The sequence below is a fragment of the Pararhizobium sp. IMCC3301 genome (assembly GCF_030758315.1).
In the GTDB taxonomy this organism is placed as follows: Bacteria; Pseudomonadota; Alphaproteobacteria; order Rhizobiales.
Genome location: NZ_CP132336.1, coordinates 3,338,176 through 3,354,189 on the forward strand (window position 1 = coordinate 3,338,176; position 16,014 = coordinate 3,354,189).

Annotated in this window: 11 protein-coding genes; 7 read left to right on the forward strand and 4 right to left on the reverse strand. The window is 57.8% G+C overall.

The annotated features are described in order from the left end of the window. Positions 1–8: 8 nt before the first annotated feature. Positions 9–845 carry an amidohydrolase gene (locus RAL88_RS16150; RefSeq protein ID WP_306264880.1) on the reverse strand — a complete coding sequence of 279 codons (837 nt, stop codon included), beginning with the start codon at positions 843–845 and terminating at the stop codon, positions 9–11. A 36-nt stretch (positions 846–881) separates the two neighbouring features. Further along, positions 882–1,895, reverse strand: a complete 1,014-nt coding sequence (locus RAL88_RS16155; RefSeq protein ID WP_306264881.1) for a Zn-dependent oxidoreductase — start codon at positions 1,893–1,895, stop codon at positions 882–884. Between the two features lie 141 nt (positions 1,896–2,036). Between RAL88_RS16155 and RAL88_RS16160 the strand changes: the two genes are divergently transcribed. Further along, positions 2,037–2,729, forward strand: coding sequence for a GntR family transcriptional regulator (locus RAL88_RS16160; protein ID WP_306264882.1), 693 nt, complete (start codon positions 2,037–2,039; stop codon positions 2,727–2,729). 18 nt (positions 2,730–2,747) lie between these two features. Continuing rightward, the gene (locus RAL88_RS16165; protein ID WP_306264883.1) at positions 2,748–3,722 is read left to right on the forward strand and encodes an aldo/keto reductase; all 975 of its coding nucleotides are present in this window, start codon (positions 2,748–2,750) and stop codon (positions 3,720–3,722) included. A gap of 18 nt (positions 3,723–3,740) precedes the next feature. On the opposite strand, the gene RAL88_RS16170 is transcribed toward RAL88_RS16165, so the two are convergent. Together RAL88_RS16170 and RAL88_RS16175 are read right to left on the reverse strand one after the other, a co-directional pair. Continuing rightward, positions 3,741–4,070 (reverse strand): L-rhamnose mutarotase, encoded by a 330-nt coding sequence (locus tag RAL88_RS16170; protein ID WP_306264884.1) that lies wholly within the window; start codon positions 4,068–4,070, stop codon positions 3,741–3,743. 30 nt (positions 4,071–4,100) lie between these two features. Continuing rightward, positions 4,101–5,210, reverse strand: coding sequence for a mandelate racemase/muconate lactonizing enzyme family protein (locus RAL88_RS16175; protein ID WP_306264885.1), 1,110 nt, complete (start codon positions 5,208–5,210; stop codon positions 4,101–4,103). Positions 5,211–5,707: 497 nt separating this feature from the next. Here RAL88_RS16175 and RAL88_RS16180 point away from each other — a divergent pair, with 497 nt between their 5' ends. The 5 genes from RAL88_RS16180 to RAL88_RS16200 all read left to right on the forward strand — a co-directional run bounded on the left by RAL88_RS16180 (position 5,708) and on the right by RAL88_RS16200 (position 16,013). Continuing rightward, positions 5,708–7,609: an autotransporter assembly complex family protein gene (locus RAL88_RS16180; protein WP_306264886.1), complete on the forward strand. Its 1,902-nt coding sequence runs from the start codon at positions 5,708–5,710 to the stop codon at positions 7,607–7,609. After that, positions 7,606–11,898: a translocation/assembly module TamB domain-containing protein gene (locus RAL88_RS16185; protein ID WP_306264887.1), complete on the forward strand. Its 4,293-nt coding sequence runs from the start codon at positions 7,606–7,608 to the stop codon at positions 11,896–11,898. Before RAL88_RS16180 ends, RAL88_RS16185 begins: the two co-directional genes overlap by 4 nt. Positions 11,899–11,931: 33 nt before the next feature. After that, positions 11,932–13,413, forward strand: a complete 1,482-nt coding sequence (locus tag RAL88_RS16190; RefSeq protein WP_306264888.1) for an FGGY-family carbohydrate kinase — start codon at positions 11,932–11,934, stop codon at positions 13,411–13,413. A gap of 106 nt (positions 13,414–13,519) precedes the next feature. Next, positions 13,520–14,437: a substrate-binding domain-containing protein gene (locus RAL88_RS16195; RefSeq protein ID WP_306264889.1), complete on the forward strand. Its 918-nt coding sequence runs from the start codon at positions 13,520–13,522 to the stop codon at positions 14,435–14,437. Positions 14,438–14,504: 67 nt separating this feature from the next. Next, positions 14,505–16,013 (forward strand): sugar ABC transporter ATP-binding protein, encoded by a 1,509-nt coding sequence (locus RAL88_RS16200; protein WP_306264890.1) that lies wholly within the window; start codon positions 14,505–14,507, stop codon positions 16,011–16,013. Position 16,014 lies beyond the last annotated feature (1 nt).

Below are 16,014 nucleotides of genomic sequence, written 5' to 3' on the forward strand. Positions count from 1 at the left end.
GACTGCATCTAACTCACGGAATAGAATTTGGCGCATGTGCCGCCCATGATCGCGGCCTGTTCTGTCGCGCTCAGTCTGCCAGCCCATGTGCTCACAATGTCCAGCGTCGTCTGATAATCTGCCGCCAGAGTGCAGACCGGCCAGTCCGATCCGATCATCAATCGCTCAGGTCCGAAGGCTTCAAGCACCGTGTCGAGATAGGGCGTAAAGCTTGCGGCCTGCCACGCCGACCAGTCAGCCTCGGTGACAAGACCGGATAATTTGCACAGCACATTGGGCCGTTTGGCGATTTCCTGCATGCCGAATTGCCACGCTTTCCAGTCGCTGCCATCCATTTTCGGCTTGGCAATGTGATCCACCACAAATGGCTGATCCGGCAGGCTGTCGACCAAGCGGATCGCGGAGGGAAGATGGATGGTGCGCAACAGCAGATCGTAGCTCAGGCCGAATTTGGCAAGGCTGGCTACGCCGCGCGCATGTTCTGCACTATCGGCAAAATCTGCATCTTCGCGATCATGGATCAACATCCGGAAGCCCTTCAGGGCCGGTGTGTCAGTATAGGGTTCAATATGGGCCTCGACATCCGGCGCGCACAGATCAACCCATCCGACGACACCCTTTATAACCGGGTTCGATGCAGCAAGGTCGAGCAGATAATCGGTCTCTGCCTGAACTTCCCGCGCCTGTACCGCGATGCAACCATCCATATTGGCCGCTGCCAGCAGGGGGGCCAGATCGGCGGGGAGAAAATTCTGCTGCAAAACCCCAAGATCATCTGTCATCCAGACAAAATCATCAGCGTTTTCGGTATAGTTCCAGAAGTGCTGGTGAGCATCAAGACGCATTAAAGTTCTCCTTTGTACGGGCGGTTTGGGCGGGTTCTAAAATTTCAACTGTACTTTGATTGTTGAGGACGGGTTTTCCCGGATCAGCGCGAAGGCGGCGTCCGCATCCTCTGCCTCATAAGTGTGGCTGATCATCGACTGGGGTTGCAGCGCACCGCTCGCCATCCAATCCACCACCTCGGGAACCAGTTTCCGGTTCAGCCGCGACCCGTAAATCGCCAGTTCCTTGGCGACGATGTCCTTTTGCACAATCTCGGTGGGTCTGGTTGAGAATCCAAGCAATCCGATTCTGCCCGCAGGACTGGCAATCGACAGCGCCTCGGCCATCAGAGACGGCACACCTGCGGCATCGATCACAACCGTCGGTCCAAGCCCGTCATTCTCGCTGGACACCGCGTTCGGCACCGCTTCCGAGAGCGAATGAATCACCCGGTCCGCACCAAATGAACGGGCTGCCTCCAGACGTGCCATATCGATATCCACCACGATACAGCGCGCGCCCTTCAGTTTTGCCACCTGCAGAACCGTCAGCCCGATCGGTCCGGCCCCGTAGACCAGAACACAATCAGCATCGCTGCATCCGGTCAGAGACAGCACATTGGCAGCAATTGAAAACGGTTCGGCGAGAGCGGCTATGCCCAGATCAAGCTCTGCAGGAACGGCGACAACATTGCCTGCCGGAACCAGGAAATGCGATTTGAACCCGCCATCGCGATGCACGCCCAGAACGGCAAGATCGGCGCAGACATTGTGGCGGCCGATGCGGCAGGCGTAGCAGATACCGCAGGATACGACAGGATCGATCACTACCCGGTCTCCGATCTGCAGCCCGTCCACCTGGGCCCCGAGCGCTTCCACCTCGCCCGCAATTTCGTGTCCGATGATGCGCGGGTAGTGCACAAATGGATTGTTGCCTTCCAGAATGTGAACGTCAGATCCGCAAATTCCGGCGCGCCGCACCCGAACCAGAACCTCATCACGCTCCGGTCTGGTGCTGGTGTCTGGCTTAATTGTAAGTTTGCCGGGAGAATCGACAGATATGGCAATCATGATGCAGGTCCTGAATGCGGGTTTACGACGTGAAAATTCCTGCTACCATGGTAGTACGTTAATCTGAACTGTGCAATGTGGCCAAGGCGCGGTTAAGGCACGGCCAAGGCGCTAACAAGTCTGGGGCAGGAGGGCTTATCGATGAATTCTGCCGAAGCTGCCATTACCCTTGACCGGCGGGTTCCCGTCACGGTTCAGGTCCATGCTCTTTTGCGGCAACGCATATTGCGTTTGCAGTTGAAACCCGGAGAGGCGCTCAGCGAAAAGGAACTTTCCGTGCAGCTGGGTGTCAGCCGGACACCGGTGCGGGAAGCCTTTATCCGGCTTTCCGAAGAAGGGCTTGTCGACATTTTTCCGCAACGCGGAACTCTGGTGTCCCCCATCAGGATGGAGGAAATCAAGGAAGCCCAGTTTCTGCGGGACATTCTGGAAACCGCCATTGTTCGCCGCGCCGCGCGCGATATCGATGAGGCCAGCCTGTTGCAGATTGAAGCCAACCTTCAGCGCCAGGAAATCTCTTTGCAGCAGAAAGACTATATTGAATTCATGGAACTGGATGAAGAGTTCCACCGCCTGTTGTGCCAGAGCGTCTCCCTGCCACGGGCATGGCGGGTGATTCATGCCGTTAAGGGACAATTGGACAGGGTGCGGTTTATGGGTCTGCCCCAGCCGGGCCATGCCGATCTGATGGTGCGGCAGCATGGCGCTATTTTCAACGCGATCCGGGCCGGCGATGCAGAACTCGCTGAAACCGAAATGCGTACTCATTTACAGGCGATCTGGGGCTCCATAGAATTGATGACCAACGAAAACAGCGAATTTTTCGAGACATAAATTTAAGCGAGGACTTCCATGGCACTTGATCTTCCACAATTGGGTTTTGGCGGCGCACCGATCGGCGGTTTGCTTGACGCTGTCGATGATGCCGCCGCCCTGGCCGCAATCAGGGCAGCACTTGAAAGCGGCATTCGGTATTTTGACACAGCACCGTATTACGGCTTCGGCCTGTCTGAGAGGCGCCTCGGAGATGTTGTACGCGGCACAGATGAAATTATCATCTCCACCAAGGTTGGGCGGTTGTTGAAACCGGGTCTGCCGGACGATCCGGCAGCTTTCGGCTGGCCCAGCCCATTGCCGTTTCATCCGCATTTCGATTATGGCTATGATGCGGTGATGCGCTCCTTTGAAGACAGTCTGCAACGGCTCGGACGCGATCATGTTGATATGTTGTTTCTGCATGATATCGGCCCGCTCACCCATCCTGACCCGGATGAGGAGGCCCGCCATTTCAACGATGCGATGAGCGGCGGCTACAAGGCGCTCGATGAATTGCGTCGCGCCGGAGACATCAAAGCCATTGGCATCGGCGTCAACGAGATTGATGTGTCGATCCGCGCACTCGATCATGGTGACTGGGATGTCTTTCTCCTGGCAGGGCGCTACACGCTGCTGGAGCAGGAATCGCTTGATGAATTGCTGCCAAAATGTGCGGCGCAGTCGGTGCGCATCGTCATTGGCGGCCCGTTCAATTCGGGCATTCTCGTTGGCGGCACGACCTGGAATTATGAAACCGCTCCGGCCGAAATCGTTGACCGGGCGAGGCGGCTGAACGAAGTCTGCGCGGCGCACAATGTGCCGCTTCCTGCTGCCGCACTGAAATTTCCGCTGGCGCATGCGTCCGTGGCCAGTGTCATTCCCGGTGTGCGCACACCGCAGGAATTCTCGCAGATGATGGCCTGGTGGCGAACAGAAATCCCGGCTTCTCTCTGGTCAGACCTGAAAAGCGCAGGTCTGATCCGCGAAGATGCACCACTGCCGGCGTCCTGACCCGGAATTAAGTTCGTGTCAGTCGAGATGAAATACTTCGTCCATCATCGCCCAGAACTCGCCATCCTTGCGCGTTGACAGCGGAACCTGGCAGGGGTCGGTGTGGGTCCACCAGCGCTGGGTTTCCGGGTCTTCTGCAATCCGGGCGGCATCGGCGGCGAAGTCTTCGCCATGATATTCCCAATAGCCAAACAGCAGATTTTCCGGCTCTTTCAGAAAGATCGAATAATTGCGGATATGGCACTTTGACAGACGCTCCAGCACGGACGGCCAGGCATCGGCATGCAACCGTTTATAGTCAGCCACTTTCTCCGGCTTCAGGCCTATCACCATACCCATTCGCTGCATTGCCTTGCTCCTTCGTTTAGCCGGTTGATTTCAGTTCGATGTCCATGAGAGGCCGTCAATGCGCGCCTTGCCGATGGCGTCCCAGTCCCAGTCAATCCCCAGACCGGGCGCTTCGCTTGGCCAGGCGCGTCCGTTTTCAATACGCAGCCCGGTTTGTGTAATCGTATCAAGTTGCGGAATATATTCCAGCCAAGGCGCATTGGGAATGGCACAGACCAGGCTGGCATGCAGCTCCATCAGAAAATGTGGGCAGACCGGCACTCCGAAAGCCTCGGCCATATGGGCGACTTTCATCCACGGTGTAATGCCGCCGATCCGTGCGACATCAACCTGAACAATCGAGGCACCGCCGCAGACCAGATAATCCTTGAACTGGCTGATGGAATACATGCTTTCGCCCACGGCAATCGGAACCGAGGTGGAGGCGGCCAGCCTGGCATGCTCAAGCACATTGTCCGCCGGCATCGGTTCTTCGAACCAGCCAATGTCGAACTCTTCCAGCATCCGCGCCCGGCGGGTTGCTTCCGCGCGGCTGAACGCCTGATTGGCATCCACCATGATTTCATAGCCCGGCCCGACAGCCTTGCGTACGGCGGCAAGCCGCTCGCGGTCCTCTGAAACATGCGGTCGTCCGATCTTGATTTTCGACCCGGCAAATCCGTTTGCTTTTGCCTCCAGCGCATCCTTCACCAGATCTTCGGTTTCAATGTGCAGCCAGCCGCCCTCGGTGGTGTAGCAGGGCACATTGTTCTTGGCACCGCCCAGAAGCCGGAACAGCGGCAGGCCAGCCTTTCGGCATCTCAAATCCCACAGCGCCGTATCAATTGCCGCCAGAGCAAGCGAGGTAATCGCGCCGACCGCCGTCGCATGGGTTGAGAACAGCAAATCCTGCCAGATCGCTTCAATGGTCTCAGCGTCCTTGCCGATCAATCGGGGAACCAGAGTCTCGCGCAGCAGCGACATCACCGCCGCGCCGCCCTGGCCGATTGTATAGCTATATCCTGTACCCGTGACGCCATCCGTGTCGGTGATCCGCACAATGGGCGTTTCCTGGCTGTCAAACGACTGGATTGCATCCGTCCGGCGCACTTTGGGCACCAGATCAACCATCAGAATCTCGCACCGTTCTATTTTAGCCATGGCAGATAGTTCTCCCGTTTCCTCAAATCCTCAACGTCTGGCCGACTCGGCACTCAGCACTGCGCAAGTCGACTTTATTGCAGTAGCATGTCACCGGCAACGCCTTGAGCGGGACCGGAATTCTCCGCCGCCGTTGCACACTTTTGCACTGAAAACAGAGTGAGCGGAAGGATCTGGATGGTGCAAACAGGGCTAATTTTTTCCGACCTCGCCAGCCCGCAGCGATTGCGAAGGAGGTTGCTTTCAACACCGCCAGGCTTTCATTGGTGCTGCTGCGACTTTGCGTCACATCCGAACCCCCCGGACAACACACTTTTGGCATAGTTGGTCGTCACGGATGCTTGTAAAGCAGATCAGATCAGTAGCATTCGGGAAAAAATACGTTATTGTCACAACGGCCCGAAGTGCACCTTCATGCTGAAGAAGCGTCCAGAGTGCAGGGAATTGTCGGTATGGAGTCAGTTTGAATGCGGGTGTCGCACATCACGGCCACTTTTTTGTCTGCTTTTGCACTGGCCGCTGTGGCAACACTGGTAGCAGGACCTACCAACGGCCATGCGCTTGAGTTGTTCGGAAAATGTCTTTTTGGCAAATGTAAAACCGCCGATTCCGCTGACAGCGAGCTGATTGATCCCAAACAATACACCGCCGAACTGACCATCCTGCCGGAAGAGGACAAAGACGTCGCAAAGGCAGTCAGAGCCGCTTCTGAACTGGTGCGTGGAAGTGACGCCGCCGTTGGTGGCTCCGCTGGGCTGATCGCCCGCGCCAAGGGCGATTATAGGCGCATTCAGGCAGCGCTTTACAACGAAGCGCACTATGGCGGCAGCATTTCCATCGAAATCAATGGCCGTCAGGCGGCGGACATTCCGGCCGGAACTCAAATTCCGGATGTCTCGACCGTGGATATTGTCGTCAGACCCGGTAATCTGTTTCGTATTCGCGACAGTATCGTGATGAATCCGGCACCGGTCACATCAGATCCGGACGATATTGTCGACCGGCCCGCAGATCGCGGATTTGCCGATGGCGAACCGGCAAGGGCCGGTGTCGTGCGCCGCGCCGGAAGCCTGTCGCGCGAGGCCTGGCGGCAACAGGGCTACCCCAAAGCGCGGGTTGAACGACAAACCGTCACTGCCGTGCATGCCGAGGATTATCTGCGCGTCTATCTGTGGATGGCCCAGGGTCCTTATGCGGTCTACGGAGATATCGACGTTGAAGGCATTGAACGCATGTCACCGGAATTCGTGCTCTATATGAGCGGACTGATCAAGGGTCAGGAATTCGATCCCGATGATCTGGAAAAGGCTCGCAAGCGGCTGGAGCGGCTTGGCGTATTCGCCTTGCAGAAGATAGAGGAAGCGCCTGAGGTTCTGCCAGATGGCAGCTTGCCGATCACCATCATTACCAGTGAGAAAAAACCCCGGCGCATTGGCGTCGGTGCAACCCTGTCCACCATTGATGGCGCGGGTGTGGAAGCCTATTGGCTGCACCGCAATCTGTTTGGCCAGGCGGAACGGCTGCGGCTGGACGGGCGCATTGCTGGTCTGGGCAGCACAATTGATTACACCCAGTTTGACTATCTTCTCGGGGCTGAGTTCACCAAACCGGGCGTCTTCAACCCTGACACCGATCTGACACTCGGCACTATTGCCAAACGCGAAGTCAACGAAACCTATACGGAAACCTCCGTATCTGCCACGGCGACGCTAAAGCATTATTATTCCGATGAACTGACCTTTACCGGAGGACTGTTTGCCGAGTTTGGCGAATACACCGATACATTTGGCACACGGCAATTGTTCACCACCGGAATTTTGACGCAGGCCACATTCGATCAGCGCGATAACAAGCTGGAGCCGACCTCCGGCTTCTATGCCGATCTGAAGGCACGGCCTTTCTACGAGTGGGAATTTGAAAGCGCCGGACTGCATCTGGAAGCCGAAGGCCGCGCCTATGTGGCGGTTGGCAGCAAGAACACGGTTTTGGCCGGACGGCTGAAACTGGGGTCTCTGGCCGGCATTGCCGTTCAGGAAGCGCCGCCTGACCTGCTGTTTTTTGCCGGTGGTGGCGGATCGGTGCGCGGCTACGGCTACAAGAATATCGGGGTGAGGGAGCCGGATGGATCGATTTCCGGCGGACGCTCGCTGCTCGAGGCATCTGTGGAGCTGCGCCAGCGCATCACCGGGAATTTCGGTGCCGTGGCCTTTATCGACATCGGCACAGTGGGTCCTGACAGCGCAATTGATTTTTCCGAGGACCTGAAGATCGGTGTTGGTGCCGGGCTGCGCTACTATACCGGTCTGGGCGCGATCCGGCTTGATGTCGGTGTGCCGCTCGATCCGGGCAAGGATGATCCCGCCTTCGGCATTTATGTTGGAATTGGACAGGCGTTTTGATCTTGAAACCGTTTCTCATCATGTTCGCCACCTTGTCCCTGTTGCTTGGCTTTATTGTGCCAGGGCAGGCCCAGGAAGCGCAGGAACGCTCATCCTTTATCCAGTTTGTCGAAGGCAAATTGTCCACTCCCAACCGGCAGATCCGCCTCAACGGTCTGCAAGGCTCGCTGTCGTCGAATGTCTCGTTCGACAGCATTACAATTTCAGATACCGCCGGTATCTGGCTGGAGATCACCAAGCCCAGTCTGGTCTGGAACCGCTCAGCCCTGTTTCGCGGCCGCCTCGAAATCAAGAGCATGGAAGCGGACCGGATTGATTTCAAACGCAAGCCGCTGGCAGAGGATGGCTTGCCATCTCCTGAAGCTTCCGACTTTACCCTGCCGGATCTCCCGGTGGCGGTAGAACTGGAAAAGCTCAGTGTGCCGGACATCGCGTTCGGCCCCACGGTTTTTGGTCTTGAGACGCAGGCCAGTCTGAATGGCTCTTTCACTCTGGATGAAGGCTCGCTCGACCTCAATCTTGATATTCAGCGTCTCGACGGGTCCGGGGGCCGTTTTACCGCCACGGCGGAATACCGCGCCGGGGACAAAAATCTGTCCCTTGATGTAAATCTCAAGGAAGCCGAAAATGGCATCATTGCCACTTTGCTGCGGCTGGAGAACCGGCCGCCGATCTCCCTGGAAATCAAAGGTGATGGACCCCTTGAAGGCCTCGCAGTATCGCTGGATTTCAATGTAGCGGACGCGCGCATTCTCGAAGGTAAACTGACTTTCGAGGACACCGCCGGCGGTCTGAAGGCCCTCGCCACACTTGAAGGGCCACTGTCCGATATCCTGCCGGAAACCACGCGGCCGTTCTTTGGCAACCGCAGCAGTCTGTTGGTGGATGCGCTGTTCGTCGCGCAGGGCGGCGTGACGATCAACCGCTTCCTGATTGACAGCGGCAGCGTCCAGTTGGCAGCCAATGCCTCAACTCTGGCGGATGGATTTCTCGACCGTCTGAATGTTGATTTGTCGCTGGCGCCAACTGAAGACGCCCGCCTGGAACTTCCCTTCGGCACCACTGCCACCACAATTGCCGGTGCCTCTCTGACAGTGTCCTACAATGCCGGCCAGAGCGGGGACTGGCAGTCCAATCTGCGTCTCGGCGATTTGCGCAGCGCCAATATGCAATTGGATGAGCTGGCCCTGCAAGCATCGGGAACCGTACAGAACATCAATGATCCGGCACAGCGCAGCGTAACGTTCCAGTTTGATGGCGCGATGAACGGCATCGAAGCGACAAAGCCAGCCCTGGCAAAAGCGCTTGGCAGTCGGATCAGCACAACGGGAGCCGGCCAATGGTCAAAAGCGCTTGCGCTGAAGTTCGACGAGTTTTCAATCAATGGCGAAACGCTGAGCATTCAATCCAGTGGCACCGTGGCGCAGGCCGCATTTGATGGCACAATTGAACTCGAGACAGCCGATCTCAACGCTTTCTCCTTTCTCGCCGGTCGCCGTCTTGGCGGCTCTACCGGACTTGTGGCTCAAGGCAGTATCGGGCTGATCAATGGCAGTTTTGATCTGACAGTTGAAGGCACCGGCCAGTCAATCACTCTGGATAACGAAACAGTCGACACTCTGCTGCGCGGCAAAACCTCCCTGTTTGGCGGTGTCAGCCGCTCCACAGAAGGGCTGAGTTTCCGTAATTTCGTTGTCTCCAACGATCAGTTGGAGTTGAATCTGAATGGCAGGTATGCGTCAGAACTAGCTGATCTTGAAGGCAAAGCCCTGATCCGCAATCTGGCCAGCATCAACAGCAACGGCTCCGGCGCGCTGGTTCTCGATCTCAGTCTCACCGGTCAGCAGCGGCCATTTGACCTGACGACAAAACTGAGTCTGGAGGAGGGTCGGCTTTCCGGCAAACCGGTCCGCGATGTGGTGTTGTTGTTTGAGGGCGTTACCGACGGAACCGCACTCCGCGGCGCGCTTTCCGGTGACGGTTTCATAGACCGGCAGAGACTGGCATTAAGCGGCCGCATTGAAGTGGATGAAGAGGCGAAGCGGCTCACCGGCTTCGATTTGAATATCGGTGCGACGGATATCACCGGTAATCTGGCGCGCAGCGGCGATGGCCTGATTGATGCCGTTATCGAAGTGCAAAGCCGTGATATCAGCGCCGCCGCCGCTCTGGCTCTGGTGAAGGCTTCGGGTCAGTTGAACGGCACTGTGCGTTTGCAGCCGGCCCCTTCCGGCACCCAGTCGGCGTCTGTCAAACTGCAGGCCCGCGATGTTGTGTTTGAAGACATCAGGGTTGGCAGCGCCGATGTAGATGCCGATATTTCGGAGTTGTTCCGTCTGCCCGGTGTCGATGGCACGATTTCCGCCCGCTCGGTGGTTTTCGGCGGGTTCAATATTCAAACCATCGACAGCACAATTGTCACAACCGGCGATGTCACGACCTTCGATCTGAAGGCCGCCCTGGCACAGAACAATACAACGCTCTCGACATCGGGACAGATCGCCCGTGGCGCTGCGCTCTCGCGCATTGTCATCAACAGTTTCGATCTTAATTCCAGCATAGCCGACGCCAGGCTGACTGCCCCGGCGGAATTGCAGATTCAGGATGGAGTGACACGGATTTCCAACGCGGTGCTGCAGGTCGGAAACGGCAGTATCCGGATTGATGGCAGTTCCGGGCGGCAGCTGGATATTCGCGTCGACATCGACAATCTGCCTCTCAATATTGCCAATGCCATTGTGCCGGATCTGGCGATGCAGGGCCAACTCAACGGCCAGGTCGCGATTACCGGCGAGACGGCCAGTCCGAATGCCAGCTTCACGATACAGGGATCAGGCCTGTCGGCTCGGCCGCTGATCGATGCCGGCATTTCTCCCCTGCAGTTGACCGCCGATGGCAGTTTTCAGAACAATATCCTGTTCCTCAACCGGGCCAGCGCCAACAATGCGCAAGGCGTGAATCTGACTGCCAGCGGCCAGATTTCGGTGGCGGCTTCCACTCTGGCAATCAATCTATCGGGCAATGCGCCGCTGTCGCTGGTTGATCCGGTGTTGCGTGAGCGTGGCTCCAGGGCGACCGGCAATGCCAGTCTCAATGTGGAGATTGGCGGTACCTTCCAGAACCCGGCGGTCAGCGGAAACCTGTCAGTCAATAACGGGACCTTTTCAGATCCTCTGTCAAATGCCCGCCTCAACAACATCACACTGTCGGCATCGCTGCAGGGCAGGCAGGCTTTCATCGACCGGTTCAGCGCGGCGCTGGCCACCGGCGGCACAGTGTCAGCATCCGGTGTTGTCGGCATATTTGATCAGTCGGCGACAAATCTGACGATCCGGCTGGATCAGGCGCGCTATACCGATGCACAGACCTTCTCCACCGTGCTGAACGGAACGCTTTCGCTTACCGGCAATATCACTCAGAATCCATTTCTGTCAGGTGACATCACGCTGGGAGAAACCGAGATCACAGTTCCAGAGACATTCGCTTCCAGTTCTGAACTGCTGGATGTGCGTCATGTTGCGCCGCCCCCAGCGGTGCGCGAAACTCTTGCCAGAATTGCCCGCTCCACCCCTGTACCCACTCCGGCTTCGCGCCCCTTTGTCCTGACACTCGACGTGACGATTAACGCCCCGAACCGGATTTTCGTACGTGGCCGGGGTCTTGACGCCGAGCTTGGCGGGCGCATTCGCCTCACCGGTCCGACTTTTGACATCTCGCCGATTGGCCAGTTCGAACTCATCCGTGGCCGGCTTTCGGTCGTCGGCCAGCGTATCGATCTGGAAGAGGGAACCGTCTTCCTGCTGGGAGATATGAATCCGCGGATCAATTTTCTGGCGCGTGTCTCGACGCAATCCGTCGATGCCTTCATTCGCATTGAAGGCCGACTGAACGATATCAAAGTCACCTTCTCGTCGATGCCATCACTGCCTCAGGATGAAGTCCTGTCGCGTATCATCTTCGGACGCAGCATCGGAGAATTGTCACCCTTCCAGGTCGCCCGGCTGGCGTCCATCGCACTGGAACTCACGGGTGGCAACAGCCCGTCGCTGATTGACAATCTGCGCGAGGGAACCGGTCTCGACGACATCGATATTGTCAGTGATGGCAGCGGAAATACCGCCGTGCGCGTTGGTAAATATATCAACGACAATGTCTATCTGGGTGTGCAGGCAGGCCAGGAAACCGAAGCCAGCATCAATCTCGATATTACCGAAGATCTGACGGCAAAAGGCACTGTCTCATCTGATGGCAATACCGGCATTGGTCTGTTTTTCGAAAAAGACTACTGACAGCCTGTCCCGGTCAAATGGTTCAATGTAATCATGAAACGCTCTAACCTTCTGATTGGCATAGATGTCGGAACCACGGCGGTGAAAACCGGTCTGCTGGATCAGAGCGGACAGATTCGCGGTTTTGTCAGCCGGCCCTGCCGGACGATGCGGCGCGAAGGTGGCATCGTCGAGCAGAATGCGGATGACTGGCTGCAACCCATTGAAGACGCCTTCTCACAATTTTCCGATGAAATGAAGAACGTCGCCGCCATCGGCATGTGCTCCCAGGTCAACACCCATATTTTTGTCGGCAAGGATGGAAATCCGCTGGCACCGGCCATCCTGTGGCAGGATGTGCGGGCTGATGAGGAAGCCCGGGAGCTGGACGCCGCGGTGTCTCACGAGCAGCGCATCGCCTGGTGGGGTGCGCCGATGCCGATCGATGCCAGCCATGTGCTGTCGCGCATGTTGTGGATGTCGCGTCACCGGCCGGATATCTGGCAAGACACCGCCTGGGTCATGCTGCCGAAGGATTATTGCGCCTTCAAACTGACCGGCCAGCTGGCAACGGACGGCCTGTCCAATATCGGCCTGGTGGATCAGCAACTGCGACCCATACCCGATGTTCTGAAACTGGTGCCCGGTGCCGCCGACCGGCTGGTTCCGGTCAGGGAAGTTCTGTCTGTCATCGGCGAAATCCGCGCCGGTCCTGCAGCCGGCATTGCCCTGGCCAATGGCACCATGGATGGCTGGACCGGCCTGCTGGGTTGCGGCGCTGCCACTGAAGGAACCACCGCCTATCTCAGCGGCACCAGCGAAATACTCGGGATCACCTCACAATCGGTAGAGCCGACGCCCGGCATCATTGTCTTTCCGCCCTGCCAGAACATCCGCATCCACGCCGGCCCGACACAATCCGGCGGTGCCGCGAAACTATGGTATGGCCAGTTGACAGGGCAAAGTCCGCAGGAGATGGCGACAGCCGCTGCTGCATCGGATTTCGGCAAGCCGGCTCCGATCTTCATTCCCCATCTTCAGGGCGAGCGTGCGCCGATCTGGAAATCCCACACCAGAGGCGTGTTTCTCGGTCTGGACCACACCACCAGCGCTGCCGATATGGCGCGCTCCGTCTATGAGGGCGTGGCGTTTTCTGTGCGCTTGCTGCTGCAGGCGCTGCAGCATTCCTCCGGCATTTCCAGCGGACCCATCCATTGCGGCGGCGGGGGATTCCAGTCGGATGTCTGGAACCAGATACGCGCCGATATTCTCGGGCGCGAGTTGCGCCGCGTCGCGGTTACCGACACCGGCGTGCTGGGAGCGGCTGGAATAGCGGCCTGCGCCGTCGGACTTCATCCCTCGCTGTCGGCCGCCTTTGAGCAGATCGTGCGGTTTGACGCCGCCTATCAACCCAATTCAAGCCTGAAAAGCCGCTATGACGCGCTGTTCGACATCTATGTCAATGCGATTGATGCCAATGAAGCACTGAACCGTGCCTTTCTTGACGTCGCTAAATTATCCATTGATGCGAATTAGTCCTACCCATTTTCGCGGTTTTCTGGCTTCATGGGGTAAATCAAAAAACGGGCGAGCGGAACGGCAATTTCAACCCGCGATCCTTTGCAAAACATCGGGAGACATTATGTTCAATTGTAAATCTGTCGCGGGCGCATTTCTGGTCGCTGCCTTCAGCCTGGCTCCGGCGCTGGCTCAAAAGGTTACGGTGGTGACGCCTTACCTGGCCCAGCCCGGCACCCAGATGTTTGTCGAAGGCTTCAAGGCCGAAGCTGACGGCATGGGCTGGGACGCCAACATTGTCGACACCGCTGGTGACGTCGCGGCTGTTATCAGCCGGATTGAAGATGCTGTCACCCAGAACGTTGATGCGATTGTCATCAACGTTGATCCCGAACAGATTGCCGCCGGTCTGGAAGCGGCGAAACAAGCTGGCATTCCGGTTATCGGCATGGACAGCGGCGCAAGCCCGCTGCTGGTGACCAATGTCACCTCCAACGGTTATGCAATGGCGGCGGAAACCTCGGTCTATGTGGCCAACCGCATCAAGGGGAAAGGCAATGTGGTGATGTTCGTGTTTGACCCGTTCCCGCCGGTCCAGATCCGCGGCGTTATTGCCGATGCGGTATTTGCCAATTTCCCCGATATCAAGGTTATCGACCGGGTCACCCCTGACGTGCAGGATGGCGGTATTGCCGACAGCCGCGCCAAGATGGAGGCGATTCTGGCGGCCAATCCGGAACCCGGCAGCATTGCCGCCGTCTGGGCCGCCTGGGATCAGCCGGGCCTTGGTGCCCTGCAGGCAATTGAGGCCGCCGGCCGCGAGGCCGAGGGCATTGTCATTGTCGGCATAGACGCCAACCCGCAGGCCCGTGATGCGATTGCCGCCGGGGGCAATTTCGAAGCCTCTGTGGCGCAGGATTTTGTCGGCATCGGCAAGGCAACTGCCGCTGTCGTTTCACGCGCAATCAACGGCGAGGAAATCCGCGAAGACGTGATATATGTGCCGACCGTGCTGGTCACCAAGACTAATGTTGAGCAATAGGGCATCCCGTCGGAGTGGATCAGGACTGCTGTGAGTAAAGTGCCGAAATGGTTCCCGGGATAAGATGATGCGCGACCTTCTGATCAGGAATGTTTCGAAATCATTCTCGGGTGCCATGGCGCTGTCCTCCGTCGACCTGGATCTTGCTCCAGGCCGCATTCACGCCCTGATGGGCGAAAATGGCGCCGGCAAAAGCACCTTGATCAAAATTCTCGCCGGTGTGCAGCGCGCCGACACTGTCGAGCTTTACCGCGACGACGAAGTTGTTCCGTTGACCAACGCTGCCGACGCCCGGAACGCCGGCTTTCGTTTCATTCATCAGGAACTCAATATTGTTCCGCATCTGTCGGTGGCCGAAAACATCCTGCTGGGCTGGCCTTATCCCAAAAAATTCGGCCTGGTGATTAATTGGCCGCGCCTCAAACAGCAGGCAGAGGCCGCCCTGCAGCGCCTTGGCGTTGATCATATCAATGTCACGCAGCAGGCGGCGCGTCTGTCGAGCGGTGACCAGATGCTGATGAAAATTGCAGGCTCTCTGGTGTCCCTCGACGGTGCGCAGGCGCAGCTTTACGTGCTGGATGAGCCCACAGCAGCTCTGTCGGAGGATGAATCGGAAAAACTGTTTGACGTTCTGGCGCAGTTGAAAGCGGCAGGTGTCGCCATTCTGTATGTCTCGCACCGCATCAATGAAGTGCTGCGGATATGCGACGATGTCACTGTTCTGCGTGATGGCAGGGCGGTGTTTTCAGCGCCCGTTGCCAAAACCGGACGGCAGGAAATCATCTTTGCCATGACAGGCAAGCCGCTGGATGAGGCGTATCCGAAACGCCAAAAGCCGGTAGGCGAGACCATTGTCTGCTCGGCAAAGGCCGCTTCAACCCGGCACATCCGCGCTGTCAATTTTGATTTGCATGGCGGGGAAATCCTCGGCATTGCCGGTCTGACAAATGCGGGGCAGAGCGAAGTCCTGCGTATGATCATGGGTCTTGCTCCGCTGAAAAAGGGGCAGATGCAGGTCTGTGGCGGGCCGTTGCCGGCATCCCCATCCCAGGCCTGGAACCGTCACATTGCCTATGTCCCCAGGGAACGTCGCAGTGAGGGCCTGATGCTGCGCCGCAATGTCCGGGACAATATTGTCCTGCCGCATCTGGGTGCGGTTGCCAGAGCCGGTGGGCTTGCCGACCGCAATGCGGAAACGGCGACTGCAGCGCGACTGGGCAGGGCGGTTCGGCTGAAGGCTGCCTCACTGCGCCAGGCGGTGTATGAATTATCCGGCGGCAATCAGCAGAAAGTGGTGTTTGCCCGCGCCGTCGGCGCGACCCCGGCGCTGCTGTTGCTGGACGAACCGACACGCGGCGTTGATGTCGGGGCGAAATTTGATATTTATGCCCTGTTGCGCACGATCAGCGATACCGGCTGCGGCATCCTGCTGACATCATCGGACCTGCCGGAACTGCTTGGCATCTGCGATCGTATCCTCATCATGCGTGATGGCAGGCAGGCGGCTCTGGTGGAAACCGGTGCCATGAAACCCCCTGAGCTTCTGGCGCAGTTTTACCATTCCGAGGCGGCGTGAG

Coding starts and splice junctions, on each gene's coding strand:
- RAL88_RS16150 (WP_306264880.1), bottom strand. CDS start 845: ATGCGTCTTGATGCTCACCAGCACTTCTGGAACTATACCGAAAACGCT.
- RAL88_RS16155 (WP_306264881.1), bottom strand. CDS start 1,895: ATGATTGCCATATCTGTCGATTCTCCCGGCAAACTTACAATTAAGCCA.
- RAL88_RS16160 (WP_306264882.1), top strand. CDS start 2,037: ATGAATTCTGCCGAAGCTGCCATTACCCTTGACCGGCGGGTTCCCGTC.
- RAL88_RS16165 (WP_306264883.1), top strand. CDS start 2,748: ATGGCACTTGATCTTCCACAATTGGGTTTTGGCGGCGCACCGATCGGC.
- RAL88_RS16170 (WP_306264884.1), bottom strand. CDS start 4,070: ATGCAGCGAATGGGTATGGTGATAGGCCTGAAGCCGGAGAAAGTGGCT.
- RAL88_RS16175 (WP_306264885.1), bottom strand. CDS start 5,210: ATGGCTAAAATAGAACGGTGCGAGATTCTGATGGTTGATCTGGTGCCC.
- RAL88_RS16190 (WP_306264888.1), top strand. CDS start 11,932: ATGAAACGCTCTAACCTTCTGATTGGCATAGATGTCGGAACCACGGCG.
- RAL88_RS16195 (WP_306264889.1), top strand. CDS start 13,520: ATGTTCAATTGTAAATCTGTCGCGGGCGCATTTCTGGTCGCTGCCTTC.
- RAL88_RS16200 (WP_306264890.1), top strand. CDS start 14,505: ATGCGCGACCTTCTGATCAGGAATGTTTCGAAATCATTCTCGGGTGCC.